General features: G+C 70.5%; 16 protein-coding genes, 1 tRNA gene and 1 pseudogene. 11 read left to right on the plus strand and 7 right to left on the minus strand.

Going from position 1 to position 25,890, the window contains the following annotated elements; all coding sequences use genetic code 11:
- Window positions 1-122: 122 nt before the first annotated feature.
- The 7 genes from eno to ABZ990_RS16670 all read left to right on the plus strand — a co-directional run bounded on the left by eno (window position 123) and on the right by ABZ990_RS16670 (window position 9,049).
- The gene (eno, locus tag ABZ990_RS16640; protein WP_361231434.1) at window positions 123-1,403 is read left to right on the plus strand and encodes a phosphopyruvate hydratase; all 1,281 of its coding nucleotides are present in this window, start codon (window positions 123-125) and stop codon (window positions 1,401-1,403) included.
- 395 nt (window positions 1,404-1,798) lie between these two features.
- A complete protein-coding gene (locus ABZ990_RS16645; RefSeq protein ID WP_361231436.1) occupies window positions 1,799-2,269 on the plus strand; it encodes a septum formation initiator family protein in 471 nt (156 codons plus the stop codon).
- A gap of 88 nt (window positions 2,270-2,357) precedes the next feature.
- A complete protein-coding gene (locus tag ABZ990_RS16650) occupies window positions 2,358-2,984 on the plus strand; it encodes a DUF501 domain-containing protein (RefSeq protein WP_361231438.1) in 627 nt (208 codons plus the stop codon).
- On the plus strand, window positions 2,981-3,895 hold the full coding sequence (locus tag ABZ990_RS16655) for a Ppx/GppA phosphatase family protein (protein WP_361231440.1): 915 nt from the start codon (window positions 2,981-2,983) through the stop codon (window positions 3,893-3,895). The genes ABZ990_RS16650 and ABZ990_RS16655 overlap by 4 nt, the downstream gene beginning before the upstream one ends.
- 611 nt (window positions 3,896-4,506) lie before the next feature.
- The gene (locus tag ABZ990_RS16660; RefSeq protein ID WP_361231442.1) at window positions 4,507-5,886 is read left to right on the plus strand and encodes an NAD(P)/FAD-dependent oxidoreductase; all 1,380 of its coding nucleotides are present in this window, start codon (window positions 4,507-4,509) and stop codon (window positions 5,884-5,886) included.
- 272 nt (window positions 5,887-6,158) lie between these two features.
- Window positions 6,159-7,532, plus strand: a complete 1,374-nt coding sequence (locus ABZ990_RS16665) for a cyclopropane-fatty-acyl-phospholipid synthase family protein (RefSeq protein ID WP_361231443.1) — start codon at window positions 6,159-6,161, stop codon at window positions 7,530-7,532.
- Window positions 7,533-7,786: 254 nt separating this feature from the next.
- The gene (locus tag ABZ990_RS16670) at window positions 7,787-9,049 is read left to right on the plus strand and encodes a phospholipase D-like domain-containing protein (RefSeq protein ID WP_361231445.1); all 1,263 of its coding nucleotides are present in this window, start codon (window positions 7,787-7,789) and stop codon (window positions 9,047-9,049) included.
- Window positions 9,050-9,159: 110 nt separating this feature from the next.
- On the opposite strand, the gene ABZ990_RS16675 is transcribed toward ABZ990_RS16670, so the two are convergent.
- Together ABZ990_RS16675 and ABZ990_RS16680 are read right to left on the minus strand one after the other, a co-directional pair.
- Window positions 9,160-11,691, minus strand: a complete 2,532-nt coding sequence (locus ABZ990_RS16675) for an FtsX-like permease family protein (RefSeq protein WP_361231447.1) — start codon at window positions 11,689-11,691, stop codon at window positions 9,160-9,162.
- 151 nt (window positions 11,692-11,842) lie between these two features.
- A complete protein-coding gene (locus tag ABZ990_RS16680) occupies window positions 11,843-12,613 on the minus strand; it encodes an ABC transporter ATP-binding protein (RefSeq protein WP_361231449.1) in 771 nt (256 codons plus the stop codon).
- A gap of 550 nt (window positions 12,614-13,163) precedes the next feature.
- On the opposite strand from ABZ990_RS16680, the gene ABZ990_RS16685 reads away from it, so the two are divergent.
- From ABZ990_RS16685 to ABZ990_RS16695, 3 genes are all read left to right on the plus strand, one after another.
- Window positions 13,164-13,245: transfer RNA gene (locus ABZ990_RS16685), tRNA-Leu, on the plus strand.
- A 201-nt stretch (window positions 13,246-13,446) separates the two neighbouring features.
- Complete coding sequence (locus ABZ990_RS16690) at window positions 13,447-14,346, plus strand: Bax inhibitor-1/YccA family protein (protein ID WP_361231451.1); 900 nt, start codon at window positions 13,447-13,449, stop codon at window positions 14,344-14,346.
- Between the two features lie 183 nt (window positions 14,347-14,529).
- Window positions 14,530-14,856 (plus strand): hypothetical protein, encoded by a 327-nt coding sequence (locus ABZ990_RS16695; RefSeq protein ID WP_361231453.1) that lies wholly within the window; start codon window positions 14,530-14,532, stop codon window positions 14,854-14,856.
- Between the two features lie 168 nt (window positions 14,857-15,024).
- On the opposite strand, the gene ABZ990_RS16700 is transcribed toward ABZ990_RS16695, so the two are convergent.
- The 3 genes and pseudogenes from ABZ990_RS16700 to ABZ990_RS16710 form a co-directional block, all read right to left on the minus strand.
- A complete protein-coding gene (locus ABZ990_RS16700) occupies window positions 15,025-15,921 on the minus strand; it encodes a hypothetical protein (protein WP_361231455.1) in 897 nt (298 codons plus the stop codon).
- A 502-nt stretch (window positions 15,922-16,423) separates the two neighbouring features.
- Window positions 16,424-17,644 (minus strand): acetyl-CoA C-acetyltransferase, encoded by a 1,221-nt coding sequence (locus tag ABZ990_RS16705; RefSeq protein ID WP_361231457.1) that lies wholly within the window; start codon window positions 17,642-17,644, stop codon window positions 16,424-16,426.
- Window positions 17,645-18,149: 505 nt separating this feature from the next.
- A pseudogene (locus ABZ990_RS16710) lies at window positions 18,150-19,124 on the minus strand (SGNH/GDSL hydrolase family protein); the annotation flags it as partial.
- A gap of 321 nt (window positions 19,125-19,445) precedes the next feature.
- Between ABZ990_RS16710 and ABZ990_RS16715 the strand changes: the two are divergent.
- Entirely contained in the window at window positions 19,446-20,834 is a 1,389-nt protein-coding gene (locus tag ABZ990_RS16715; protein ID WP_361231459.1) for a cystathionine beta-synthase, read from the plus strand.
- Window positions 20,835-21,289: 455 nt separating this feature from the next.
- On the opposite strand, the gene ABZ990_RS16720 is transcribed toward ABZ990_RS16715, so the two are convergent.
- Together ABZ990_RS16720 and ABZ990_RS16725 are read right to left on the minus strand one after the other, a co-directional pair.
- A complete protein-coding gene (locus ABZ990_RS16720) occupies window positions 21,290-21,724 on the minus strand; it encodes a hypothetical protein (protein ID WP_361231461.1) in 435 nt (144 codons plus the stop codon).
- A gap of 1 nt (window position 21,725) precedes the next feature.
- Complete coding sequence (locus ABZ990_RS16725) at window positions 21,726-25,760, minus strand: SGNH/GDSL hydrolase family protein (RefSeq protein WP_361231463.1); 4,035 nt, start codon at window positions 25,758-25,760, stop codon at window positions 21,726-21,728.
- Between the last annotated feature and the right edge of the window lie 130 nt (window positions 25,761-25,890).

A 25,890-nucleotide genomic window follows, 5' to 3' on the forward strand; every position in this document is an offset into this window, starting at 1 on the left:
TTCGTCTTAGGGGGCGGGCGCCCGGTGGCCGTCGCCACCGCGCCGGTTAGGCTCTTGTCGCAAGGCGAACGAGACCTTGCGCATGCGTCACACTCAGCGTCACATCCCAGAAGGAGATGCTCGTGCCGTCCATCGACGTCGTCGTAGCCCGGGAAATCCTGGACTCCCGAGGCAACCCCACCGTCGAGGTCGAGGTCGGCCTCGACGACGGCAGCACGGGTCGTGCTGCCGTTCCGTCCGGCGCCTCCACCGGTGCGTTCGAGGCCCTGGAGCTTCGCGACGGTGACCCCAACCGCTACCAGGGCAAGGGTGTCGAGAAGGCCGTCCTCGCGGTCATCGAGCAGATCGGCCCGGAGCTCGTCGGCTACGACGCCACCGAGCAGCGCCTGATCGACCAGGCCATGTTCGACCTGGACGCGACCCCGGACAAGTCCTCGCTCGGCGCCAACGCCATCCTCGGCGTCTCCCTCGCCGTCGCGCACGCCGCCTCCGAGGCGTCGGACCTGCCGCTCTTCCGCTACCTCGGCGGCCCGAACGCGCACCTGCTGCCCGTTCCGATGATGAACATCCTGAACGGCGGCTCGCACGCCGACTCCAATGTGGACATCCAGGAGTTCATGATCGCGCCGATCGGCGCGGAGTCCTTCTCCGAGGCCCTGCGCTGGGGCACCGAGGTCTACCACACCCTCAAGAAGGTCCTGAAGGACAAGGGTCTGTCGACCGGCCTCGGCGACGAGGGCGGCTTCGCCCCGAACCTGGGCTCCAACCGCGAGGCCCTCGACCTCATCCTCGAGGCCATCAAGCAGGCCGGTTACGTGCCCGGCAAGGACATCGCGCTCGCGCTCGACTGCGCCGCCTCCGAGTTCTACAAGGACGGCGTGTACGAGTTCGAGGGCAAGTCCCGCTCGGCCGCCGAGATGACCGAGTACTACGAGGAGCTGGTCGCGGCCTACCCGCTGGTCTCCATCGAGGACCCGCTGTTCGAGGACGACTGGGCCGGCTGGAAGGTCATCACCGACAAGCTCGGCGCCAAGGTCCAGCTCGTGGGCGACGACCTGTTCGTCACCAACCCGGAGCGTCTGGCCCGCGGCATCGAGGAGGGCTCCGCCAACGCCCTCCTGGTCAAGGTCAACCAGATCGGTTCGCTGACCGAGACCCTGGACGCCGTCGAGCTGGCCCAGCGCAGCGGCTTCAAGTGCATGATGTCCCACCGCTCCGGCGAGACCGAGGACGTCACCATCGCCGACCTGGCCGTCGCCACCAACTGCGGCCAGATCAAGACCGGTGCCCCGGCCCGCTCCGAGCGCGTCGCCAAGTACAACCAGCTGCTGCGCATCGAGGAGATCCTCGACGACGCCGCGGTCTACGCCGGCCGCAGCGCCTTCCCGCGCTACAAGGGCTGACACCCGGGCGGGCCCGCGCCCGGCGCGGGTGATCTCCCGTCAGGGCCGATCCGCGTCAGGGCCGGTCCCCGGCAGGGGCGATTCCCGGCAGGGCCGATCCGCGTGAGGGCCGGTCCCCGACGCGGGTGATCTTCCTGCCGGGGCCGATCCCTCGCCGGGGCCGATGTCCCGCCAGGGCCGATCTTCGGCTCGCCGCTTCCGTCCGTCCCCGCACCCGGTCCCGTACCGTGTGCGGGGACGTACGTTTGACCGGCACGTGCCGCCGCCGCACCGCGCCGACACGCGCGCGTGCGTGTGGTGGTCGTACCAGCGCATGGCGGACCGCGACGGATGGCGCGACGTTTAGCGCGACGTATGGCGCGACGGATGGCGCGACGGATGGGGAGACGCAGGACATGGCCGTGAAGGACCGGGACCGGTTCTCGACCGCGACCCGGATCAGGCTGCTCGGCGAGCAGACCGCCGCCCGTGTCTACCGTTCCCAGACCCGCCGCCAGGACCGCCGCTCCCGGCTCACGGGGCGCGCCGCGTTCCTCGCGCTCGTCGTCTGTTCCATGGTGGTGGCGCTCGCGTACCCGATGCGGAGCTACGTCTCCCAGCAGGGCGAGATCGCCGACCAGCGGCAGAAGGCGGCCGAGGCCGCCCGCCGCGTCGAGCAGCTGCGCGACGAGAAGGCCCGCCTCCAGGACCCCGCGTACATCCGCCGGCTGGCCCGTGAGCACCTGCACTACGTACGGCCCGGCGAGACGGCCTTCACCGTGAACGACCCCGAGGCGGACAGCCGGCCGCGTTCGGACCGGGGGGCGGAAGACCAGCCCTGGTACGACAATCTGTGGGACGGCGTGGACAACGCCGACCGCCACTGACCCCCGTCCCCCCCACCCCACCGCACCCCCGCTCCTTATTCTTTTCCCCCCACTCCCACCTACTTCAGCAAGGCAGACCGAGGCAGACATGGACACGCCCCCTCCGCAGACCGAGAGCACCGAGCCCACCGCCGCGGACATCGCCGCGTTCGAGGCCCAGCTCGGCCGGCCGCCCCGCGGCCTGCGCGCCATCGCGCACCGCTGCCCCTGCGGCAACCCGGACGTCGTCGAGACCGCGCCCCGGCTCCCCGACGGCACCCCGTTCCCGACCACGTACTACCTGACCTGCCCGCGCGCCGCCTCCGCCATCGGCACCCTGGAGGCCAACGGCGTGATGAAGGAGATGCAGGCCCGGCTCGCCACCGACCCGGAGCTGGCCGCCGCGTACCGCGCCGCGCACGAGGACTACATCGCGCGCCGTGACGCCATCGAGGTCCTGGAGGGCTTCCCGAGCGCCGGCGGCATGCCCGACCGGGTCAAGTGCCTGCACGTGCTCGTCGGCCACTCCCTGGTGGCGGGCCCGGGTGTGAACCCATTCGGCGACGAGGCCCTGGCGATGCTGCCCGAGTGGTGGGCGAAGGGCCCGTGCGTCACCCCGTGCGTGGAGAAGAACCAGCAGGCCGAGCAGGCCGAGCAGGGCGAGAAGAGCGGCCAGGCCGAGTCGAGCAGCCAGACCGAGCAGGGCGAGAAGAGCGGGGAGGGGTCCGCGGAATGACCCGGGTCGCCGGAATCGACTGCGGTACGAACTCCATCCGCCTCCTCGTCGCGGACGTCCACCCGGAGACGGGCGAGCTGATCGAGCTGGACCGGCGGATGACCATCGTCCGGCTCGGGCAGGGCGTCGACCGGACGGGCCGGCTCGCGCCCGAGGCGCTGGAGCGGACCTTCGCCGCCTGCCGTGAGTACGCGGCGGTCATCGAGGAGCTGGGCGCCGAGCGGATCCGCTTCGTGGCCACCTCCGCCTCGCGCGACGCCGAGAACCGGGACGACTTCGTCCGCGGCGTCGTCGGGATCCTGGGCGTCGAGCCCGAGGTCATCACCGGCGACCAGGAGGCCGAGTTCTCCTTCACCGGCGCCACCGGCGAGCTGCCCGGCGACGACCGGCGGCTGGTCGTGGACATCGGCGGCGGCTCCACCGAGTTCGTGGTCGGCGTCCGGCACGTGGAGGCCGCCCGGTCCGTGGACATCGGCTGCGTACGGCTGACCGAACGCCATGTGCGCACCGACCCGCCGGCCGCCGACGAGATCGCCGCGATCCGCGCCGACGTCCGGGCCGCGATGGACCTGGCCGCCGAGAAGGTGCCGCTGGGCGAGGCCGAGACCCTGGTCGGGCTCGCGGGCTCGGTCACCACGGTGGCCGCGATCGCGCTGGGCCTGCCGGAGTACGACTCCACCAAGGTCCACCACGCCCGGATCTCCCGTGCCCAGGTCGACGAGGTGGTCACCCGGCTGCTCGGCTCGACCCACGACGAGCGGGCCGCGATCCCGGTCATCCACTCGGGCCGGGTCGACGTGATCGTCGCGGGCGCGGTCGTCCTCGCCGAGATCATGGAGCGCACGGGCGCCGCCGAGGTGGTCGTCAGCGAGCACGACATCCTCGACGGAATCGCGCTCTCGGTGGCGTAGGCGTAGGCGTAGGAGACGGAGTAGGCGGCGGGCGTCCCGGCGGGTGGCCGGCGGGACCGTCCCCGGGGCTGCCGGAGGGGTCGGACCGGGGGTCCTTCGTGGACATCCGGCCCCGCCCCACTCGTCTCACCAGAGTCCCCCCGCCCCACCATGTGATCCCGCTATCCGTCACATAGCGGTCGGCTATGACTGCCTGTGAGGGGCTTGCGAGGGGGTCGAAACAGGCCCGGAAGGGGCCCGCGAGGGCCCTTTGGTGACGTCCTGTCGAAAAGGTTCGTGAAGTTCTTCACAAGAGAAAGGCCCCCGAAAGGGCCCTGTAGGTGCCTCTGGAGGGACTTTGGTCCCATTCGGGGGGTGCCCACGGTCCTTTCGCAGGCGCGCGCAGGCATTCGCTCATTGATTCCATCGTGTGAACGCGCCCTGTCGTTCAGCGTGAAGGAACGGCCTCCAGGCCAGTTCACAAGGGGTGCCCAACGTCCAACCGGAGCCCCCGGTTCCTTTGCTGGATCATGACATCCGTCACGTGGGCGGCGGAGTGTAGCAGAGGTACCCGGCAACCTTGTGAAGGGGCGCACGAGGTACCCCCTCCCGCGGGGTGGATACTCGATGCCATGAGCACCACGGAGCGTCCCAGGATCCTCGTAGTAGGCGGCGGGTACGTAGGACTGTACGCAGCTCGGCGCATCCTGAAGAAGATGCGCTACGGCGAGGCGACCGTCACGGTCGTCGACCCCCGGTCGTACATGACCTACCAGCCCTTCCTCCCCGAAGCCGCCGCCGGCAGCATCTCGCCGCGCCACGTCGTCGTCCCGCTGCGACGCGTCGTGCGTGGAGCCGAGGTGCTCACCGGCCGGGTCACCACCATCGACCAGGACCGCAAGGTCGCGACGATCGCGCCGCTCGTCGGCGAGGCGTACGAGCTGCCGTTCGACTACCTGGTCATCTCGATGGGTGCCGTCTCCCGTACCTTCCCGATCCCCGGCCTCGCCGAGCAGGGCATCGGTATGAAGGGCATCGAGGAGGCCATCGGCCTGCGCAACCACGTCCTCGAGCAGCTCGACAAGGCCGACTCGACGACCGACGAGGAGATCCGCCGCAAGGCGCTCACCTTCGTCTTCGTCGGTGGCGGTTTCGCCGGTGCCGAGACGATCGGCGAGGTCGAGGACATGGTCCGCGACGCCGCGAAGTACTACACCAACGTGAAGCGCGAGGACATGCGCTTCGTGCTGGTCGACGCCGCGGACAAGATCCTTCCCGAGGTCGGCCCCAAGCTCGGCCAGTACGGCAAGGAGCACCTGGAGAGCCGGGGCATCGAGATCTACCTCCAGACCTCGATGGACTCCTGCGTCGACGGTCACGTCGTGCTGAAGAACGGCCTTGAGGTCGACGCCAACACGATCGTGTGGACCGCCGGTGTGAAGCCGAACCCGGCGCTCGCCCGCTTCGGTCTGCCGCTCGGCCCCCGCGGCCACGTGGACACCTCCGAGAAGCTCCAGGTCCAGGGCATGGACTACGTCTGGGCCGCCGGCGACAACGCCCAGGTTCCGGACATGGTCGGCCGCGACGCCGGCAACCCGAACGCCTGGTGCCCGCCGAACGCGCAGCACGCCCTGCGTCAGGCCAAGGTCCTCGGCGACAACGTCGTGTCCGGCATGCGCGGCTTCCCGCAGAAGGAGTACCGCCACGCCAACAAGGGCGCCGTCGCGGGTCTCGGCCTGCACAAGGGCGTCGCGATGATCGTCATGGGCAAGATGAAGATCAAGCTCAAGGGCCGTCTCGCCTGGTACATGCACCGTGGCTACCACGGCATGGCGATGCCGACCTTCAACCGCAAGATCCGCATCTTCGCCGACTGGACCCTGGGCATGTTCCTCAAGCGTGAGGTCGTCTCCCTCGGTGCCATGGAGACGCCGCGCGAGGAGTTCTACGAGGCGGCCAAGCCCGCCCCGAAGCCGGCCGCCCCGGCGCAGGAGCCCGCCAAGGCTTCCTGACCCGGGAGCTTGCGCGCGGGTACCGGCGTACCGGCGCGCACCGCACCTGAGCAGGGTCTGAGCAGGATCCGCAGGATCCAGCACAGCACCTCGTAGTACCCGTAGTACCCCCGAAAGGGCCGTCCGCCATCCGTGGTGCGGGCGGCCCTTTCGTTTGCCCTTTCGTATGTTTTTACGGACGCGTGCGTCCGGGCGGGAGTGAAATCACCTACCGACGGTGTTCCTCTGGTGACAGGCATTTCTGGGGCACGGGATCACGGAGGTGTTGCATCATGGCCGACGCCGCATCGCGGCTGACCGCACTCGCCGAGGACGTCATGGGAGCCCCGCTCCCCGTCCGGTTGCGGGCCTGGGACGGCAGCGAAGCAGGACCCGCGGGCGGCCCCGTACTGATCATCCGCGACCGCCGCGCGCTGCGCAGGCTGCTGTGGAAACCGGGGGAGCTGGGCCTCGCACGCGCCTGGGTGGCCGGCGAGATCGACGTCGAGGGGGATCTGTACGTCGTCCTGGACAAGCTGGCCACGGCGGTCTGGGAACGGGGCGAGGGCGAGGAGGCGCGCGGCGCGCTCGACGCCGTACGCGATCCGAAGGTACGGGCCGCGGCCCGCGCCCTGCTGAAGCTGGGCGGTCCGCTGCCGCCGCCGAAGCCGCCCGTCGAGGAGGTGCGCGGGCGCAGCGGGGTCCGGCACTCCAAGCGCCGCGACAAGCAGGCGATCAGTCACCACTACGACGTGGGCAACGAGTTCTACGAGCTGGTCCTCGGACCCTCGATGGTCTACTCCTGCGCCTACTGGGGCCAGAGTGACGAACGGGCCGTGGGGACGGAGGGAGCCGCCGAGGCCGCGGGCATCCTGGAGGACGCCCAGCGCGACAAGTTGGACCTGATCGCCCGCAAGCTGCGGCTGAAGGAGGGCGACCGGCTGCTCGACGTCGGCTGCGGCTGGGGTTCGATGGCCATCCACGCGGCCCGCGAGTACGGGGTCAAGGTCGTCGGCATCACCCTGTCCCGGGAGCAGGCCGCGTTCGCCCGCAAGCGGGTCGCCGACGAGGGGCTGACGGACCGGGTGGAGATCCGGGTCCAGGACTACCGGGACGTCCCCGACGGCCCGTTCGACGCGATCTCGTCCATCGGCATGGCCGAGCACGTGGGCGCGGCGCGTTATCGGGAGTACGCGGACATCCTGTACGGGCTCCTCAAGCCGGGCGGGCGGCTGCTCAACCACCAGATCGCGCGCCGCCCGGAGGCGGACGAGTCCGCGTACCACGTGGACGCCTTCATCGACGCGTACGTCTTCCCGGACGGCGAACTCGCCCCGATGGGACGCACCCTGACGACCCTTGAGGACGCGGGCTTCGAGGTGCGCGACGTCGAGGCGATCCGGGAGCACTACGCGCTGACGCTGCGTCAGTGGGTGACCAACCTGGAGCGGGAGTGGAGCCGGGCGGTCCGGCTGGTCTCGCCGGGGCGGGCCCGGATCTGGCGGCTCTACATGGCGGCGTCGGCGGTGTCGTTCGAACGCAACCGGATCGGCGTGAACCAGTTTCTCGCGGTGAAGACACCGGAGTCGGGGGCCTCGGGGATGGCGCTGCGGCCCCGGGAGTGGACCGAGACGGGGGCGGGGGCGGGGTCCGGGACCGACGGCTGATCGGGCGGGGCGGCGTACCGGGTTCCCGCTTCGGGCCCCGGTCCCCGGTCCCCAGATCTCAGTCCCAAGTCCCGAGTTTTGTTAAACCCGTTCGGCCGATCGATACGTTCAGCCCTTTCGGCTCCGGGTAGGCGGGGTGCCAGTGCGAACCGGCACCCCGCTTTTCCATGGGCCCGGTTCGTTCGTCCCGACTGACCCGACTGACCCGACCACCGGCCTGTCCGAACCACCGCGTCCGTCTCACAGGGGGAACTGTGCGCCGTCGTCCCGTCACCCGTCCGCCGCTGGCCCTGCCCCGGGCCCTCGCCGCCGCCGGCCTCGCCACCACCACGCTGCTCGCCCTGTCCGCGGTCCCGGGCCGCGCCGCACCCGCGGGCACCACCGTGAACAGCGCGGCCGCCGCGGTGACGGCCACCGCCACCTTCAACGACCCCGGGGGCGACGCCGCCGCCCAGAACCGCATCCGCGATCACATCGTCGACCTGGTGAACCGGGCCGAGAGCGGCTCCACGATCAGCGTCGGCATGTACAACTTCACCGACGACGACGTCTCCGCCGCGCTCGCCGCCGCCTCGGCGCGCGGGGTCGGCGTACGGATCCTGCTCGACCACACCACCCGGGTCACCACGGGCGGCGAGTACGACAACCTCGCCGCCAAGCTCGGCACCGACCGTACGAAGAACTCCTGGGTGTACGCGTGCCCGGCCGGCCGGGGCTGCCTCGGCGACCGGAAGCTTCCCGGCGACCCCGACGGGGCCATCAACCACAACAAGTTCTTCCTCTTCTCCGCCACCGGCGGGGCGAAGGACGTCGTCGTGCAGTCCTCGGCCAACCTGACCGGCGTCCAGCGCACCGATCTGTTCAACAACGCCGTCACTCTCCCCGACAGCGGCCTCTACGCCGTCTACCAGGACTATTTCGCGGATCTACTGGCGTACGGCACCTCGGCCAAGGGCCTCGACCACTACTACAAGACGCCGACCGCGAGCCCGTACAAGGCGTACTTCTTCCCGCGCAAGGAGGCCGCGGGCACCTCGTACGACTCCGACGCGAGCACCGACACCGTCAAGCTGATCCTCGACAACGTCGACTGCGCGGGCGGCGCCACCAAGATCCGGATGGCCGCCAACCTCTTCACCCGCCGCGAGGTCGCGAGCAAGCTCGTCGCCCTGAAGAACGCCGGCTGCGGTGTGTACCTCGCGCACGACGGCGCGCCCGGCTCGATGGGCGCGGGCGTCGAGTCGATCGTCTCCGGCAAGCTCACGCAGCGCGTGCAGTGCTACGAGGACCGGGGCGCGAACGTCGCCAAGGCCGGGCTGCACTCCAAGTACCTGCTGGTGGAGGGCACGTACGACGGGGTGTCCGGCCGCAAGCTGGTGTGGACCGGCAGCCACAACTACACCTACCCGGCGCTGCGGGCGAACGACGAGACGCTGCTGAAGATCGACGTACCGGCGCTCTACGACCAGTTCCGGGCGAACCACGACCGGCTGATGACGTACTGCGCGGGGAGCTGACGCGTACCCAAGCACCCACGTACCCCCACACGCGCACACGCGCACGGGCCGGGTTCCCGAAGGAACCCGGCCCGTGCGACGTACCGCCGGCTGCTACTACCGCCTACCGCTTACTGCGCCTTGATCGCCTGGAGCATGTTCAGCTTGGCCGCGCTGCGGGCCGGCCACAGCGAGGCCAGCACGCCGACCAGGGCGGCGAGCAGCAGGAAGATCCCGAGCCGGCCCCACGGCAGGACCAGCGTGTAGTCCGGCAGGCTGCTCTTGATCGTCTCGCCGATCGCCCAGCCCAGGAACGAGCCGAGGCCGATGCCGACGACCGCGCCGAAGAGGCTGATGACCACGGCCTCCAGGCGGACCATCCGCTTCACGCGGCGCCGGTCGAGACCGATCGCGCGCAGCATGCCGATCTCCTGCTGCCGTTCGAAGACCGACATCGCCAGGGTGTTGACGACGCCGAGGACCGCGATGAGCAGAGCCATCGCCAGCAGGCCGTACATGACGTTCAGCATGGTGCCGATGGCGCCGCTGAAGGAGTCACGGATGTCCTGCTTGTCCATGACCAGCATGGCCGGGTTGTCGCCGAGCGACTTCATCACGGCCTTCTCGGCCGCGTCCGACGGGCCGCCGTCCATCTTGACGAAGACCTGCGGGATGTACGGCTTGGGGTCGTGCGCGTTGAGGACCTCGGTGTCCACGAGGATGTGCGAGACGAAGCCGCTCTCCGCGTAGACCGCGCCGACCTTCAGGTCGCCCTTCTTCTTGTCGGCGAAGGTCACGGAGACGGTGGAGCCGACCTTCCAGCCGCGCTTCTTCGCGGTCGTGTCGTCGACCGCGATCGCGCCCTGGGCGAGGGAGTCGAGTGAGCCGTCGGTGACGTCCAGCTTGACCAGCCGGGCGATGGCGTCCGGGGTGACACCGGAGACGGAGGCGAAGCCGCCCTTCACGAAGTCGATGTAGCCGGACTGCTGCGGGGAGACGGCGACCGCGCCCGGGGTCTTCGCCACGGCGTCCAGGGCGGCCTGGTTGAGGCCGTCGCCGCTGGCCATGGCGATCATGTAGTCGGCCTTGATCTGGTCCGTGGTCGCCCGGTCGACGGCGCCGCCGGCGGAGGCGCCGATGACGGACAGACCGGTCACCAGGGTGAGGCCGATGGCGAGCGCGGAGGCGGTGGCGCCGGTGCGGCGCGGGTTGCGGACCGCGTTCTGGCCGGACAGCTTGCCCGCGACACCGAACGCCTTGAGCACCGGGCGGGCCAGCGCGATCACCGGCCGGGACAGCAGCGGGATCAGCACGATCACCCCGAGGAGGGCGAGGAACGCACCGCCGGCGATGAACATACGGCCGTCGTCGCCGCCCTTGCCGGCGCCGAGGACGATGCCGATCGCGCCGAGCGAGGTGAGGATCGCGCCGATGGTGTTGCGCACGACCAGCGACTTGGTGGTGGCGACCGCGTGGACGCTGCTCATCGCGGCGACCGGCGGGATCTTCGCGGCGCGGCGGCCCGGCAGCCAGGCGGCCAGCATGGTGACGAGGACACCGACGGCGAGCGAGGCGACGAGCGGGGTGGATCCGATGATCAGATCGCCGGCCGGGACCTTCAGGCCGAAGGCGGACATGGCGGAGCGCAGACCGGCGGCGAGCCCGATGCCGAGCGCGAAGCCGATGACCGAGGCGACCAGGCCGACCAGACCGGCCTCCGCGAGCACGGAGCGGGTGATCTGCTTGCGCGAGGCGCCGACGGCGCGCATCAGCGCGAGTTCCTTGGTGCGCTGGGCGACCAGCATGGTGAAGGTGTTGGAGATCAGGAAGATGCCGACGAAGAGCGCGATGCCGGCGAAGCCGAGCAGCATCTGGTTGATCGCGCTCATGCTGGACTCGATGTCCTTGGCCTGCTCGTCGGCGAGGGCCTGACCGGTCTTCGCGTCGGCGATGTCGTGGACGATCGGCTCCACGGCTCCGAGGATCTTGTCCGCGTCGGCGCCGGGCGCGGCGCGCACGGTGATCTCCATGAAGTGGCCCGGCTTGAGGAACAGCTTCTGGGCGACCGGAGTGTCGAACAGGACGAGGCTGCCGCCCGCGTTCACGGCACCGTCCTCGGTGGTGAAGACACCGGTCAGCTCGTACGTCTCGACGGGGCCGTTGGTGGCCACCCGGACCTGGTCGCCGACCCGGTAGCCGCCCTTGTCGGCGGTGTCCTTGTCGAGGGCGATCTGGTCGTCCTTCACCGGGCCGGTGCCGGAGACGAAGGCGTACGCGGTGTCCTTGCCGTCCTTGCCGGGGGCGAAGTTGGTGCCCTTGTTGGACCAGCCGGAGCCGATCAGCTTGCCGTTCTTGTCCGGCACGCCGGCGAAGCCGTTGACCCGGCCGGTGGCGTCGGCCACCCCGTCGAGCGCGGCGATCTTCTGCCGGGTCTTCTCGGACAGCGCCGGGGACGCGTTGGGGTCGTTCACGGCCCCCGTGGCGGTGACGGCGACGGCGACGTCGTCGTAGCTCTTCGCGGACTGGTTGCGGAAGGCGTTGGAGAGGGTGTCGGTGAAGACGAGGGTGCCGGACACGAAGGCCACGCCGAGCATCACGGCGAGCACGGTCATCAGCAGCCTGGCCTTGTGCGCGAGCACATTGCGCAGGGCGGTGCGGAACATGGGAGGTCTGGGTCCTGATTCCTGAACGGAGGAGGGCGACGGAGACGGGCGCGCCGGGAAGGGGCGGCGGGGAAGGGCGGCGGAGGGTGCCGGAGAAGAGCGCCGGAGAAGAGGAGGGGCGGGCCCTCAAGAGGAGGGGCGGGCCCTCGGCTCAGCTCGTGCGGCCCTTGGCGTCGAACGCCTTCATGCGGTCGAGCACGTCGTCCGCCGTCGGGTGCAGCATCTCGTCGACGATCCGGCCGTCCGCGAGGAAGACCACCCGGTCCGAGTAGGAGGCGGCGACCGGGTCGTGGGTCACCATCACCACGGTCTGGCCGAGTTCGCGCACCGAGTTGCGCAGGAAGCCGAGGACCTCGGCGCCGGAGCGCGAGTCGAGGTTTCCGGTCGGCTCGTCACCGAAGATGATCTCGGGCCTGGAGGCCAGGGCACGGGCCACGGCCACGCGCTGCTGCTGGCCGCCGGAGAGCTGCGAGGGGCGGTGGGACAGCCGGCCGGACAGACCGATCATGTCGATGACGCGCTGCACCCACTCCTTGTCCGGCTTGCGGCCGGCGATGTCCATCGGGAGGGTGATGTTCTCCAGGGCGGTCAGCGTCGGCAGCAGGTTGAACGCCTGGAAGATGAACCCGATCTTGTCCCGGCGCAGCTGGGTGAGCTGCTTGTCCTTCAGGCTGCCCAGCTCGGTGTCGCCGATCCGGACGGAGCCGGAGCTGAACGAGTCGAGGCCGGCGACGCAGTGCATCAGGGTCGACTTGCCGGAGCCCGAGGGGCCCATGATCGCGGTGAACTCGCCCTGCCGGAAGTCGACGCTGACGCGGTCGAGCGCGACCACCTGGGTCTCGCCGTGGCCGTAGACCTTCGTCAGGTCGGTGGCGCGAGCGGCCACCGCGGTGGAGCGGGGCACGGTGGGAGTGGTGGTCACAGGGGGGACTCCTGTTCGTCAGGTCAATCCGGGTTGTTCAGGAACCACTCCATCGTGTCGAGCGTTAAGGCCGAGATCGTCCGTCCATATGCCCGTTCCCGGGGCCGTCTGGAGTCGCACCGTAACGACCGCTTCTCCTCCTGAGGTATGACAGGAACCCTGATAGATGATCATGGTCGGCGGGTGCGGATTCCGGGGCCGGGCCTGGGGGTGGAGTGGTGGCGGGGCTGGTGGCGGGCCCGGCGGAGGGGCCTGCGACGGCTTGTCGGCGGGGCCGGTGACGGGGTCGGTGACGGGCCCGACGGAGGTCCGGTGGTGGTCCTGGTGGCGTCGACTTGCCAAGGTCGCCCCCGGACATGCGGCGAGTTTCCGTCAATCCGGTGATGGTGACTTCTCGGCCGCGACCGCCGTTCACCTTCGGCAAGGGGCTTCCACCAGCGCTGACGCTCCCTCAGCTGTCAATAAAATAAGACAACATCGGTTTGCGGTTCCTCTGATCGGGCGACGCCGCCCCGATAGGCTCGTGTGCCAGCGCGGGGCTTCGCGCCACGCCCGGATGGTGGAATGCAGACACGGCGAGCTTAAACCTCGCTGGCCTTCGGGTCGTACCGGTTCGAGTCCGGTTCCGGGCACATTCCCCGACCGCCGCACCAGGGGCGTCTCGGGTTTCTCGCACCTCCGTCGGAGTGCTTTCCCGGCTCCCCCTTAAGGGGGGAGTCCGGGGCTCCCCGACCGATTCGTGATGAAGATCCTCCCGCAGCACGAGGCCGTTTCCTTTGCCTTCGCATTACTCTGGTCGCAGCGCCGCGCCGTGCGGCCCATGGAGGAGTGAGATGAGGAGCAGCAACCCGGTCTTCTCGCGACGGGGGTTCAGCCGCGACAACGGCTACGCGGGCTTCGGCGCGCAGCCGCAGGCCGGGGGCCCCGCCGTCGGAACGGCCCAACACCCGAACGGCAACCCCTTTGCCGCCGGTGCCGCGAACCCGTACGCGACCAACCCCTACGCGACGCAGGACGCCCAGTTCGGCGCCCCGCAGCAGGCGCGCGGCAATGTGATGACGATCGACGACGTGGTGAGCCGCACGGCCATCACGCTCGGCACGGTCGTGGTCACCGCCATCGCCGCCTGGCTGCTGCTGCCGGTCGACCCGGCGAACCTGGGCAAGTCGTACGGCATCGGCATCGGCTCCGCGCTCGTCGCGATGGTCCTGTCGCTGATCCAGTCGTTCAAGCGCAAGCCCAGCCCGGCCCTGATCCTCGGTTACGCGGCCTTCGAGGGCGTCTTCCTCGGTGTGATCTCCGCCGCCGTCTCGACGTACATCGCCGACGGGGTGGTCACCCAGGCGGTCCTCGGCACCATGGCGGTCTTCGCCGGCGTGCTGATCGCCTACAAGATGCGCTGGATCCGCGTCACCCGCCGCTTCTACGGCTTCGTGATGGCCGCCGCGCTCGGCTTCGTGCTGCTGATGGCCGTCAACATGCTGTTCGCCGTCTTCGGTGGCGGCGACGGCCTGGGCTTCCGCTCCGGCGGCCTCGGCATCGTCTTCGGCATCGTCGGCATCATCCTTGGCGCGTGCTTCCTCGCCCTCGACTTCAAGCAGGTCGAGGACGGCATCACCTACGGTGCGCCGCGCGAGGAGTCCTGGCTGGCCGCGTTCGGTCTGACCATGACGCTGGTGTGGATCTACCTGGAGGCCCTGCGCCTCCTGTCGATCCTCCAGGGCGACGACTGACCCTGTGGACGACTGACCCCGTGTGAGACACGGGAAGACATACGGGAAGGGCTCGTCCGGCAGCAGCCGGGCGGGCCCTTCCCGTATGTCGGCTTCCGTGTGTGAGGGGGAGAGGCGGGGGCCTGGGTGGGACCCGGGTGGGGGCGTTGGCGAGGGGCCGCGCGGGGCGCATAGGGTCGCCGGGTGCGCGATACGACTGAACTGACCACCGCCGCCGAACGCTTCGCCGACCGGCTGCGGGCCGCCCCGCAGAGCCGCCTCCAGCGCGGTGCCGCCGCCGAGGGGCTCGCGCTCGCGCGGGAGCTGGCCGACCGGGCGCAGCGCCTGGAGTTCCCGGGCGAAGAACCCCGGACGATGCCCGACGCCGGCGTCTTCGCGGTCGCCGACCAGCTGGCGGTCGCCGCCGCGGATCTGGCCGAAACGCTGCGCACGGCCCCGCCCGGCGCCGAGGAGGCGCTGGACGAGGCCGTGCGGCTGGTACGGGAGTCGGAGGCCCGCTCGGGGCTCTGAGGGCTCTGAGGCGGCTGCGAGAGGCCGTGAGGGGCCTTGAGGGGGCCTGGGGGCCGGGCGGGGCCGGGCCTTGGGGTCGCGAGTCGGGCGCGGGGCCGCGGAGCCGGGTGCGGGCCCGTGGGAAGCGCCGGGCAGGGGGTTGGGCGCGGGCGTGGTGGGCGCCGGCCGTCAGAGGCTGGCGATCACACGGTCCGCGAGGATGTACACGGTGTCCTCGGCGCTCTCGCCGTACGAGAACGTGAGCGCGTACGCCCCCGAGACACCCGAACCGCCGAGCAGGACCGGGGTACGCCCGGCCCGCAGCGCCTCGGCGAGCCGCTCGGCCGTCTCGCGGTGACCCGGCGTCATGCAGAGCGTGGTGCCGTCGGCGAAGACGTACACGTCCAGCGTGCCCAGCGGGCCGGGACGGACATCGGTCAGCGCCGTCGCCGTCTCGGCGAGCTCCTCCAGCCGGTCCACCGTGCGCTCGTGGTCCGTCGCCACCGGGGTCCGCACCGGAACGAAGTCCGGGTGCGAGGGGTGCCGGCGGCGGGCCGCGGCCAGCTCGGGGGAGTCCTCCGCGTAGTCGCCGGCGCCGGTCAGCTCCGGCAGGTCCTCCAGGGTGTCGAGGCCGTCGAGCGCGTCGAACGCGTCCAGCGCCTCGCGCGCCTCCCGGTTGTCGAGCGCGGCCGCCTCCGCCTCCATGGCCTCCAGGGCCATCGCCTCCAGACCCGCGAAGTCGGCCTGGCGCGGCACGTAATAGGGACCGTCCTCGGTGGGGCCGGTGAGACCACCCAGCAGAGACGGCGCGTCGGCGGCGTCACGGGCCTCCTGCGCGGCCCAGAAGGCCCGCGCCTCGGCCAGCTCCCGCTCCCGCTCCTCGGCGAGGGCCTCGGCGACCGCGGCCCGTATCTCGGCGGTGTCCGACTGCCGCGGCTGCGGGACCGACCGGCCCTGCTCGGTGGCGAGTTCGCCACGCAGCGCGATGATCTGCTGACGGAGACCGTGGGCGGCGTACAGAGCGGCGGCGCCGACAGCCGTGGCGGCGGCCGTGCTCACCAGCAGGGCAAGAGACAGTGCGCTCACTGACGTACTCCCGATTCCGAGTCGATCCCCCGACTTCCTACATCAGCTTGCGGCGGGGCTGCTCCAGCTGTCAGTGCATTACGTCACGAAATGGACAGGTATTTCTGTCGGGTATTTGGCCCCGAAACTGCGCTGACCTGCGAAAACGACCCTCCCCCAGGATGTATGTCACATCCTGGGGGAGATTCGGTCACGGCTTGGACGCGGGAGGGTTGACGCTGTAGCCGGTTGGTTACGGGGCGTCGGCCTCAAGGCGTTTGGCCCAGTTCAGAGGGGGTTGAGCGGGACTCAGCTCAGCCGTCTTCTTCCCTGGTCGCGCTGAGCTTCGCCACCGCGGAGGGCAGGTGCCGCCCTCGTTCCTCAGGCGACCCCTACCCTCCGCTCCGGCTCAGCTCCTCGTCGTCAGCTAAGGCGCCCTCTTTTTTGCTCGCGCTGAGCTTCGCCACCGCTGCGGGCAGGTCCCGCCCTCGTTCCTCGGGCGACCCCTACCCTCCGCTCCGGCTCAGCTCAGCCGCTCGATCACCATCGCCATGCCCTGCCCGCCACCCACGCACATCGTCTCCAGGCCGAACTGCTTGTCGTGGAACTGGAGGCTGTTGATGAGGGTGCCGGTGATGCGGGCGCCGGTCATGCCGAAGGGGTGGCCGATGGCGATGGCGCCACCGTTGACGTTGACCTTGTCCAGGTCGAAGCCCAGGTCGCGGTAGGACGGGATGACCTGCGCGGCGAAGGCCTCGTTGATCTCGACCAGGTCGATGTCGTTCGTGGTCAGACCGGCCCGCTTCAGGGCCTGGTTCGACGCCTCGACCGGGCCGAGGCCCATGATCTCGGGGGACAGCGCGGAGACGCCGGTGGAGACGATCCGGGCCAGCGGGGTCAGGCCCAGCTCGCGCGCCTTCGTGTCGGACATGATCACGAGCGCGGCGGCACCGTCGTTCAGCGGGCAGCAGTTGCCCGCGGTGACCAGGCCGTCGGGGCGGAAGACCGGCTTCAGGCCGGAGACGCCCTCCAGGGTGACGCCGGCGCGCGGGCCGTCGTCCTTCGACACGACCGTGCCGTCGGGCAGCGTCACCGGGGTGATCTCACGCTCCCAGAAGCCCTTCTTGATGGCTTCCTCGGCGAGGTTCTGCGAGCGGACGCCGAACTCGTCCATGTCCTCGCGGGTGATGCCCTTCCAGCGCGCCAGGTTCTCGGCGGTCTGGCCCATGGCGATGTACGCGTCGGGGACGATGCCTTCCTCGCGCGGGTCGTGCCAGGTCGAACCCTCGGACGCGGCGACGGCGGCCGTACGGGCCTCGGCGTCGGCGAAGAGCGGGTTGTGCGTGTCCGGCAGCGAGTCCGAGTTGCCCTTCGCGAAGCGCGAGACCATCTCGACACCCGCCGAGATGAAGACGTCGCCCTCGCCCGCCTTGATGGCGTGCATGGCCATCCGCGAGGTCTGGAGCGAGGAGGAGCAGTAACGGGTGATCGTGCAGCCCGGGAGGTGGTCCATGCCCATCTGCACGGCCACGATCCGGCCCAGGTTGTTGCCCTGCTCGCCGCCCGGCAGGCCACAGCCCAGCATCAGGTCGTCGATGTCGCGCGGGTCCAGCTCGGGGACCTTGGCGAGCGCGGCCTGGATGATCGTGGCGGTCAGGTCGTCGGGCCGCAGATCCTTCAGGGAGCCCTTGAAGGCCCGGCCGATCGGAGAGCGGGCGGTCGAGACGATGACGGCTTCGGGCATCACAGCTCCAGAAAAATGCGGAGTGGGTGGACAGAAAGGGAAGTTACCCGTACGTACCGCGCGGGTCACCGGGCTTGGCGTGTGATGCGGGCCTCTTTTCTAAGCGCTCGCTCAGGAGTCCTGCCTCAGGAGCCCTGTCTCAGGAGTCCTGGGGGAGGGGCGTCTCCTGTCCTCCGGACGCGCCCCCGTCCGTACCCGGTTCCCCGGGCCCGGCCCTCCCGGATCCGTCGCGCTCCTTGCCGTACTTGTCGCACTCCTTGGAACCGCCGGGGACCTGGGATTCGTTCCCGGGACCGGTACCGCCCGCGTCTCCGGTTCCGTTTCCACTCCCGGTCTTGTCCTCGTGCTCCGCCGCTTCTCCCTCTCCCTCCCCCTCCTTCTTCTCTCCCTTCCCGCTCTCGTGCCCGTGGCCGTTCCCGAAGCCGAGCCCGTGCCAGTGGCCTTTCCCCTTCCCGTTGCCGTGCCCATGGCCATGCCCGTGGCCGTGGCCGTTCCCGTTCGGTACCGGGATCCGCCACCGCCTGCGGTGCTTGAGCAGGGCCCACGGCGTGCGGGTGGCCGCCACCTCCGTACCGGCCACCTCCGTGCCCGCCTCGCTCGCCGCCTCGGCCGCCGCCAGCGCCACCGGCAGCAGGTTCTCGTTCCGCGCCGTCTCGATCCGCTCCGGCTCCGGCCAGATCGACAGCGCCGCGCAGACCGTGGGCAGGACCGCCATCGCCGCCGTCGCGTAGCCCTCGGCCGACGGGTGGAAGTTGTCCACGCCGAACATCTCGCGCGGATTGGCCTCGAACTCCGGCCCCAGCAGGTCGCCCAGCGACACCGTCCGCCCGCCCTGCTCCACGACCACGATCGTCTGGGCCGCCGCCAGCTGCCGGGAGGCCCGCCGGGCCAGCCAGCGCAGCGGCTGGTAGACCGGCTCGATCGTGCCGAGGTCCGGGCAGGTGCCGACGACCACCTCCGCGCCCGCGGTCCGCAGCCGCCGGACGGCCGCCGCGAGGCAGCGCACCGACTCGGTGGCGGGCACCCGGTGGGTGACGTCGTTCGCGCCGATCATGATCACGCACACATCCGGGGTGCCGGACGGCGGTCCGGACAGCAGCAGGGACACCTGCCGCTCCAGATCGTCCGAGCGCGCCCCGGGCAGGGCCACCACCCGCAGGTCCACCGGCCGCTCGGCCACCGCCGCGAGGCCGGAGGAGAGCAAGGCGCCCGGGGTCTGCCCGGTGCGCCGTACGCCCTGACCGGCCGCCGTGGAATCACCCAGAAGGGCCAGCCGCAGGGGCTCCTCGGTGTCGTACGACCGCCCGTAGCGCCCGTCCGGACCCGGGGGCAGCGGGGCCACCCCGTTGCCGACCGACCGCCGGGCCAGCGCCGCCTCGGCGAGCAACACCCCCACCGCGGCGACCCCGAGCAGTCCGATGCCTCCGCCGCCGTACGCCGCTCCCGCGGCGATCCGCCGTGCCACCCTCGCCCTGGACATCGGGGCCGTCACCTCCCGTGCGTCGTGGTGCGGCCGTGGAGCAGCCGCCATGCCGTCGTGAAGCTGTGATGCCTGAAGCTGTGATGCCGTCGTGCCTTCGTGCCGTGTAGCTGTCGTGCCGTGTAGCTGTGGTGCCGTCGTGCTTTCGTACCGTGCGGCCGTCGTGCCGTGGTGCCTTCGTACCGTGAAGCCGTGATGCGTGAAGCCGTGATGCCGTGCGGCGGTGAAGCCGTCTTGACGTGTACTGCCCCGGAAGCGGCTCCACCTACGCATTCCAGCGAATACGCTGGCTGCACCATTACGGAGACCCCGGAGACTACGGTGCAATTCCACGATTCGATGATCAGCCTCGTCGGCAACACCCCGCTGGTGAAGCTCAACAACGTGACCGCCGGCATCCAGGCGACCGTCCTGGCCAAGGTGGAGTACTTCAACCCCGGCGGTTCGGTCAAGGACCGCATCGCGGTCCGGATGATCGAGGCCGCCGAGCAGAGCGGTGCCCTTCAGCCGGGTGGCACCATCGTCGAGCCGACGTCCGGCAACACGGGTGTCGGCCTGGCGATCGTGGCCCAGCAGAAGGGCTACAAGTGCATCTTCGTCTGCCCGGACAAGGTGTCGACGGACAAGATCAACGTTCTGCGGGCGTACGGCGCCGAGGTCGTGGTCTGCCCGACCGCGGTCGACCCGGAGCACCCGGACTCGTACTACAACGTGTCCGACCGCCTCGTCCGTGAGACGCCCGGCGCCTGGAAGCCCGACCAGTACTCCAACCCGAACAACCCGCGTTCGCACTACGAGAGCACCGGCCCCGAGCTGTGGGAGCAGACGGAGGGGAAGATCACCCACTTCGTCGCGGGCGTCGGCACCGGCGGCACCATCACCGGCACCGGCCGTTACCTGAAGGAGGCCAGCGGCGGCGCCGTCCAGGTCGTGGGCGCGGACCCGGAGGGCTCGGTCTACTCCGGCGGCTCCGGCCGCCCGTACCTGGTCGAGGGTGTCGGCGAGGACTTCTGGCCGACCGCGTACGACCAGAAGGTGACGGACCGGATCGTCGCCGTGTCCGACAAGGACGCCTTCCAGATGACCCGCCGCCTCGCCAAGGAGGAGGGCCTGCTCGTCGGCGGCTCCTGCGGCATGGCGGTCGTCGCCGCCCTTGAGGTCGCCAAGGAGCTGGGCCCGGACGACGTGGTCGTCGTGCTGCTCCCGGACTCGGGCCGCGGCTACCTTTCGAAGATCTTCAACGACGAGTGGATGGCCGACTACGGCTTCCTGGAGGACACCACCTCCGCCACCGTCGCCGACGTGCTCGGCCACAAGACGCACGGTCTGCCCTCGCTCGTCCACATGCACCCGGACGAGACCGTCGGCCAGGCCATCGAGGTGCTGCGCGAGTACGGCGTCTCCCAGATGCCGATCGTGAAGCCGGGCGCCGGCCACCCCGACGTGATGGCCGCCGAGGTCGTCGGCTCGGTCGTCGAGCGCGAGCTGCTCAGCTCGCTGTTCAACCAGAAGGCCTCCCTGGAGGACCCGCTGGGCGACCACATGTCCGCGCCGCTGCCGCAGGTCGGCTCGGGCGAGCCGGTCGCCGACCTGATGGCGGTGCTCGGTGACGCGGACGCGGCGATCGTCCTCGTCGAGGGCAAGCCGACCGACGTGGTCAGCCGCCAGGACCTGCTGGCCTTCCTGGCCGCGAACCCCGGCGTGAAGTAAGCGGTACGAGCGGTACGGAACGGGGCGGCGCGCCTTCGGGCGCGCCGCCCCTTCCCGTACCCGCTCTACGCGTGCGGCGCGGGTGTACGTGAACGCGTACGTATGCGTGTTCGCGTGAACGGAACGCGCGCGACACACGTCCGCAGCGCCCGCGTAACAAGACGGCGGGAGAGTGATCCCTGTCGGCGTCACGGACCTCCGGAGCGGCTCCCGGACCTCCATGGACGCCGGCGGACGCGGGTCACCGGCCCTGACCCGGGCCCGGCGTCCGCTCGGGGGGACCGCCGTCGTCCCGACCTCTGCGCTCGCGCAGGGGGCGGCGGTCCCCACGCCGAGCCTCCGTTCGGGCCCTGGCGTCCCGCCCGGACTCGCGCGAGAGCGGCCGTCACGAAACGAAAGCCGGCACGGAGCCGAAGCCCCGTGCCGGTCACTGTCCCTCTGAAGCTCCGCGGAACTCAGAAGGGGCAGTCGTCGAGCTGTTCGTTCGTGATGCGCTTCCCGGCCTTCAGCCCGTCCGGGAAGGCGAACGCGACGCACCGGAAGGAATCCTTCTTCCCCGGCACCGCGTACTTCACCACGAGGCGCGGCGGCCGGTGGTCCTTCTCCATCCGCCGCTCCTCGCCCGCCGCCCAGGCGGTCTCCTCATCGGTCAACTCGCCGTCTCTCAGCGCCTCTTGAAGGCGGACCTGGGTCAGTCCGGCCTTTCCTTCGAGCGCTCTTTCCTCGGCGGACGGCTCGGGCCGGTCGAAGAACGCCGGTACGGCGTAGGCGACCCACAGGGCGATCACCACATACGCCAGAGCGGCCAGGCCCAAGGCCGCGCCCACGCACCCGATCAGCCACTTCGCCCAAGGAGCCGCCCCGGTGCGCGGGCTCGGTTCTCGCGTCATGTCAGGAACCCGTGTATCCGATCTCGTTGAGACGGCTGCTCATCACCTGAGCGTAGCCCGTCGTCCCCGCGTTCTTGGGGTGGAAGGATTCACGGCTGAGGCAGTCGCCGCCGAGCCAGTCCCATGTGCAGAGCTGGGAAGCGGGGTCGTTGGCGTGGAAGTCGCCGTCGCCGTTCGGGCCGATGACGATCTTGTTGATCCATTCCGGATCGTCACAGCCGCCGTGGCCCACGAAGGCGTCGACGGGGTTCGCGTACTGGACCCTGATCTGCTCCGGGCCGGTGCGCAACGCGTCCACCATCTTGCGCTGTTCCGTGTTGGCGTAGTTCACGAGCTTGGCGAGGGCGGCCACTTCCGGCATGTCGTAGTACCACGATCCCGCGCACTTGACCGTGCGGCTGAGCAGCTCGGGGTAACCCATGAGCATGACCGTCGCGTTGGGCGCCTTCGACGCGATGGTCTTCAGGACCTCCTTCAGGTCCGTGATCATCCTGTTCACGATGGCCCTCTTGCGAGGCAGGAAGGTCGAGTCCTTGCTGCAGTCGCCCAGGTCGCCGCACTCCTGCATGGCGCCCGCGAAGCCGCCCTCGTCGTTGCCGCCGAGGGTCAGCATCACCAGTGTGGTGCTGGAGTCCAGGACACCGGAGTCGACCTGGGTGATCTCGTTGAACTGGCCCTCGCGGTAGGCCTGGGGATCGTTGCCGGACGGCACGTAGGCCACGTTCTTGGTCATCGCCCCGGAACAGGTGACGTTCTGGAACTCGACGGCGGTGCTGAAGCTGTCGGAGAGCGCGCCGATGCCACTGGTCTGGGAGGGCAGGACGACCTTGCGCCCCCAGGAGTTGGCGCTGCGCCGGCAGGCGTTCCAACGGCTCGTGCCGTGGGAGGTGTTCGACTCCGGCGAGTAGCTTCCGGCGCCCTCGCCGGAGGAGTACGAGTCGCCCATGGCGACGACCACGTGCCGGGGCTTGCCCGGCAGCTTCTGGAACGCGACGGCGTCCCAGGCCACGTCCTCGTCGGCGGTTCCGTCGTCGGTGGTGTTCGACAGCTCCACCTTCGGCGTTCCGGTGAAGTTGTAGACCCCCAGATCGACCCAGCGGTTCGCCTGGAAGTAGGTGTTGACGTACCGGTCGCGGTCGCCGCCGGCGACGCCTCTGATCACGTAGTGGGCCTGCTGGGTGTGCGTTCCGGTGTCCGGCATGTGGGCGAAGACGCGTGCCCACTGCCCGAGGTTCTGGCCGAGGGTCCAGGTGCCCTTCACGGTCATTCGCCCGCCGATACCGCCCAGATGCGCGTAGTCGCGGGTGTGGGCGTACCAGAAGTGCCCGCCGTAGCCGCCGCCGATCTGGTGCAGGTCGCCCTTGGCCTCGTACAGGCCGTCGCTGTCGGGGCTGAACTCGAACCCGAAGCTTCCGGCCGACGCGACCGCGCCGCACTCGCCCCAGGTCTGCGTCCCGTTCGCCACCGCCTCGACGATGAGCGCTCCGCCGGGGAGCCCTCCGGGAGACTGCTTCGTGGCGTCACAGGCCGGCGTGCCGTACTGAAGACGGGTGCCGCGACCCGGCTCGGCGCGCAGGGTCAGGTACTTGATGTTCTCGTTGCCGCAGGTGTTGGAACAGGAGGCTTTCCAGGTGACGTTGGGGGAGTGGTACCAGTACTGGGTGTAGCAGTCCTCGGTGTCGCAGTGCGGCGGGTTGAACGGGTCGCAGTTGTTGTTGCTGTTGCAGAAGGCGCTCAACGGCGGCTTGACCAGGCTGCGTTCGGTGTCGGTGACCCACCATGCGGGGCGGAAGCCGGCCGAGGAGAAGCCGGAGTCGCCGGGCCAGTCCTGCCGGCCGTCGGTCGCGTAGGAGTGGCCGGTGTCGATGGACCAGGCGGCCCAGCCCATCACCTTCTCCTCGTACGGCCAGCGCTCCGGGTGCGCCGCGTCCTTCGCGGCCTCCGGGTCGATGAAGGTGTCCATGAACGGGCCGCGGTTCGCCGGGTACATGGGGTTGGCCGGGTTGTTGTACCAGCCGAGGCCCCAGGCCTGGCCGGAGGCGCTGCCCGGCGGGTTGAAACCGAGGTTGTAGTTCCACAGCGCGGTGAACCAGTTCTCGGGCTTGGCCGGGTCGTCGTTGTTGACGGTGATCTTCTGGCCGTCGGTGTGCACCTCGTTCCACTTGTCCGCGAGGATGTACATCGACGCGGCGATGTTCACCGTGTAGTCGAGCGCCACGGCCCGCTGCGTGGCCGCCGGCAGCGAGGTCTCGTGGTCCTTCTCGTGCCCGGCCATCCGCATGCCGTCGGTGACCTGGCCGACTCCATAGCCGCAGTCGGACTTGTCCCAGTGGATCTTCCAGTACGCGTCGGCGTCGGCGCCCTTGTGGCCGTAGTAGCCGGCGACCGCGGCGAGCGGGCTGCCCATCTGGCCGGGGATCGCGCCCGATTCCGCCTGCCACAGGTTCGACTCCTGGGCGAGGACGCCGAGGAGGACCTGCGCCGGGATGCGCCCGCCGCCCTTCAGCGTCGGGGGCGGGAACAGGCCCTGGGGGTCGATCGTGCCCAGGCCCGTCTGGGACCGCCAGCCGCCCTGGGTGACCCAGGTGGAACGCAGCTCGCCCCGTACGGCCATGTCGACCGCCCACTCCACCTGGTTCGGCGTCGGCTGCAGGGCCAGGCTGTTCACGTCGTTCCGGGGCACCGAGCACCAACGGTCGGTGTCGACCGGGTCGTTGGAGAGGGCGGTGGCCGCGACACCCTTCGACGCCTGGCCGGAGTTCTTCGCGCCGGACGGGACGCCGGAGGACGAGGCGCGGGAGGGGGAGGCGGTGGTGTTGCCCGACCCGCCGTCCTGGCCCTGGGCGGTACGGGTGATTTTCTTGCCGGTCGCGGACGCCGTCGCGGTCATCGACAGCGGCTGCGCGCCACCCGTCTGCGGGGGCAGTGCGTCGTGGTCCCGGGATACCGGCTCCGACCGTGTGAAGCCGCGGCCCGAGCCCTTGATCCGCTCCAGACCGGCGCGGACGGCGGGCGACACGACCGGGGCGACGGTGAGCCGTCCCTCACTGGAGACGTCGGAGTCGGCCGGCACCGCGAGGGCGGTCACGTCCGTGCCGCCGAGGTGGCGGTCACCGGTGGGGTGACCGGTGAGGAACACCCGTGAGGTGCCGCCCTGCTTCAGGGACAGGTCGCCGAGCTTGCCCGTGGCCAGGGTCGACGGGCGTCCGTGCCCGGTCCACAGGCGTGCGCGGGCGGTGCCGCCCTGGTGGTCGAGGAAGGCGATGCCGCCGCGGCCGGTCGCCCGGATGTCGTACGGCACGCCGTCGGACTCCGCCAGCTCCCGTAGCGTTCCGGGCCGGGCGACGTGCACGAGGCTGCTGCCCCGGGCGGCGACCACACCGTCCCGGACGGGCACGGCGGACGTCAGCTGCCCCCGCGCGGTCGTGTCCGCCGCGACGGTGCCGGACGTGCCGACGGTGACGAGACGTGTCCGGTCCTCGCGGAACGCGCTGAACGCCGCCGTCTTCGTGGCCGGGTTGCACGAGGGGTCGAAGTAGGCGAGCGACACCGTGAACGGCAGCTTCGTGACCTTGCCGGTGTCCAGCTCGACGACGGCGGCGAACGCGCCGCCCTGCATGAGGTCCGGCTTGTTGACGAACGCGCGCGGCGCGTAGACGACGGCGGCATGCGTCCGGTCCATGACGCACTGGTTGCCGATCCACAGATCCGCCGTGATGCCGGGCTCGGCGAGAACGGCGGCGGTCTTCCACGCGTACGCCTTCGCGCTGTCGGCCACTGTGATCCGGTAACCGTCGGCGTCGGCAGCACCGACGACGGCGCGGTCGCCGGAGTTCGCCCAACCCTTCCCGAGGGTGGCGTCCGGGTTGGTCTCCGGAGTCGGCTTCGGGGTCGTCTCCGGGTTCGGATCGGTCTTCGGCTGCGAGGACGTGGTCGCCGCCCGCCCCGAGTCGTCGAGGGCGGCTGCCGAGCCGGGGGACGCGGCGGCCTGGAGCAGCCCGCCGGTGAGTGCGGCGCACGCCACCGCGGCGGCCACGCGTCGCGAACGGACGGCTCTTCGCTTTCTGTCTCTCTGCCTGCTCAACGTTCTGCACACTCCTGGGAAGTCGTGAAGGAACGGAAAGGTCCTGGACGTGTCGTCAAGGGAGCGCCGCCGCCCGTACCGC

Source organism: Streptomyces sp. NPDC046203, assembly GCF_040646255.1.
In the GTDB taxonomy this organism is placed as follows: Bacteria; Actinomycetota; Actinomycetes; order Streptomycetales; family Streptomycetaceae; genus Streptomyces.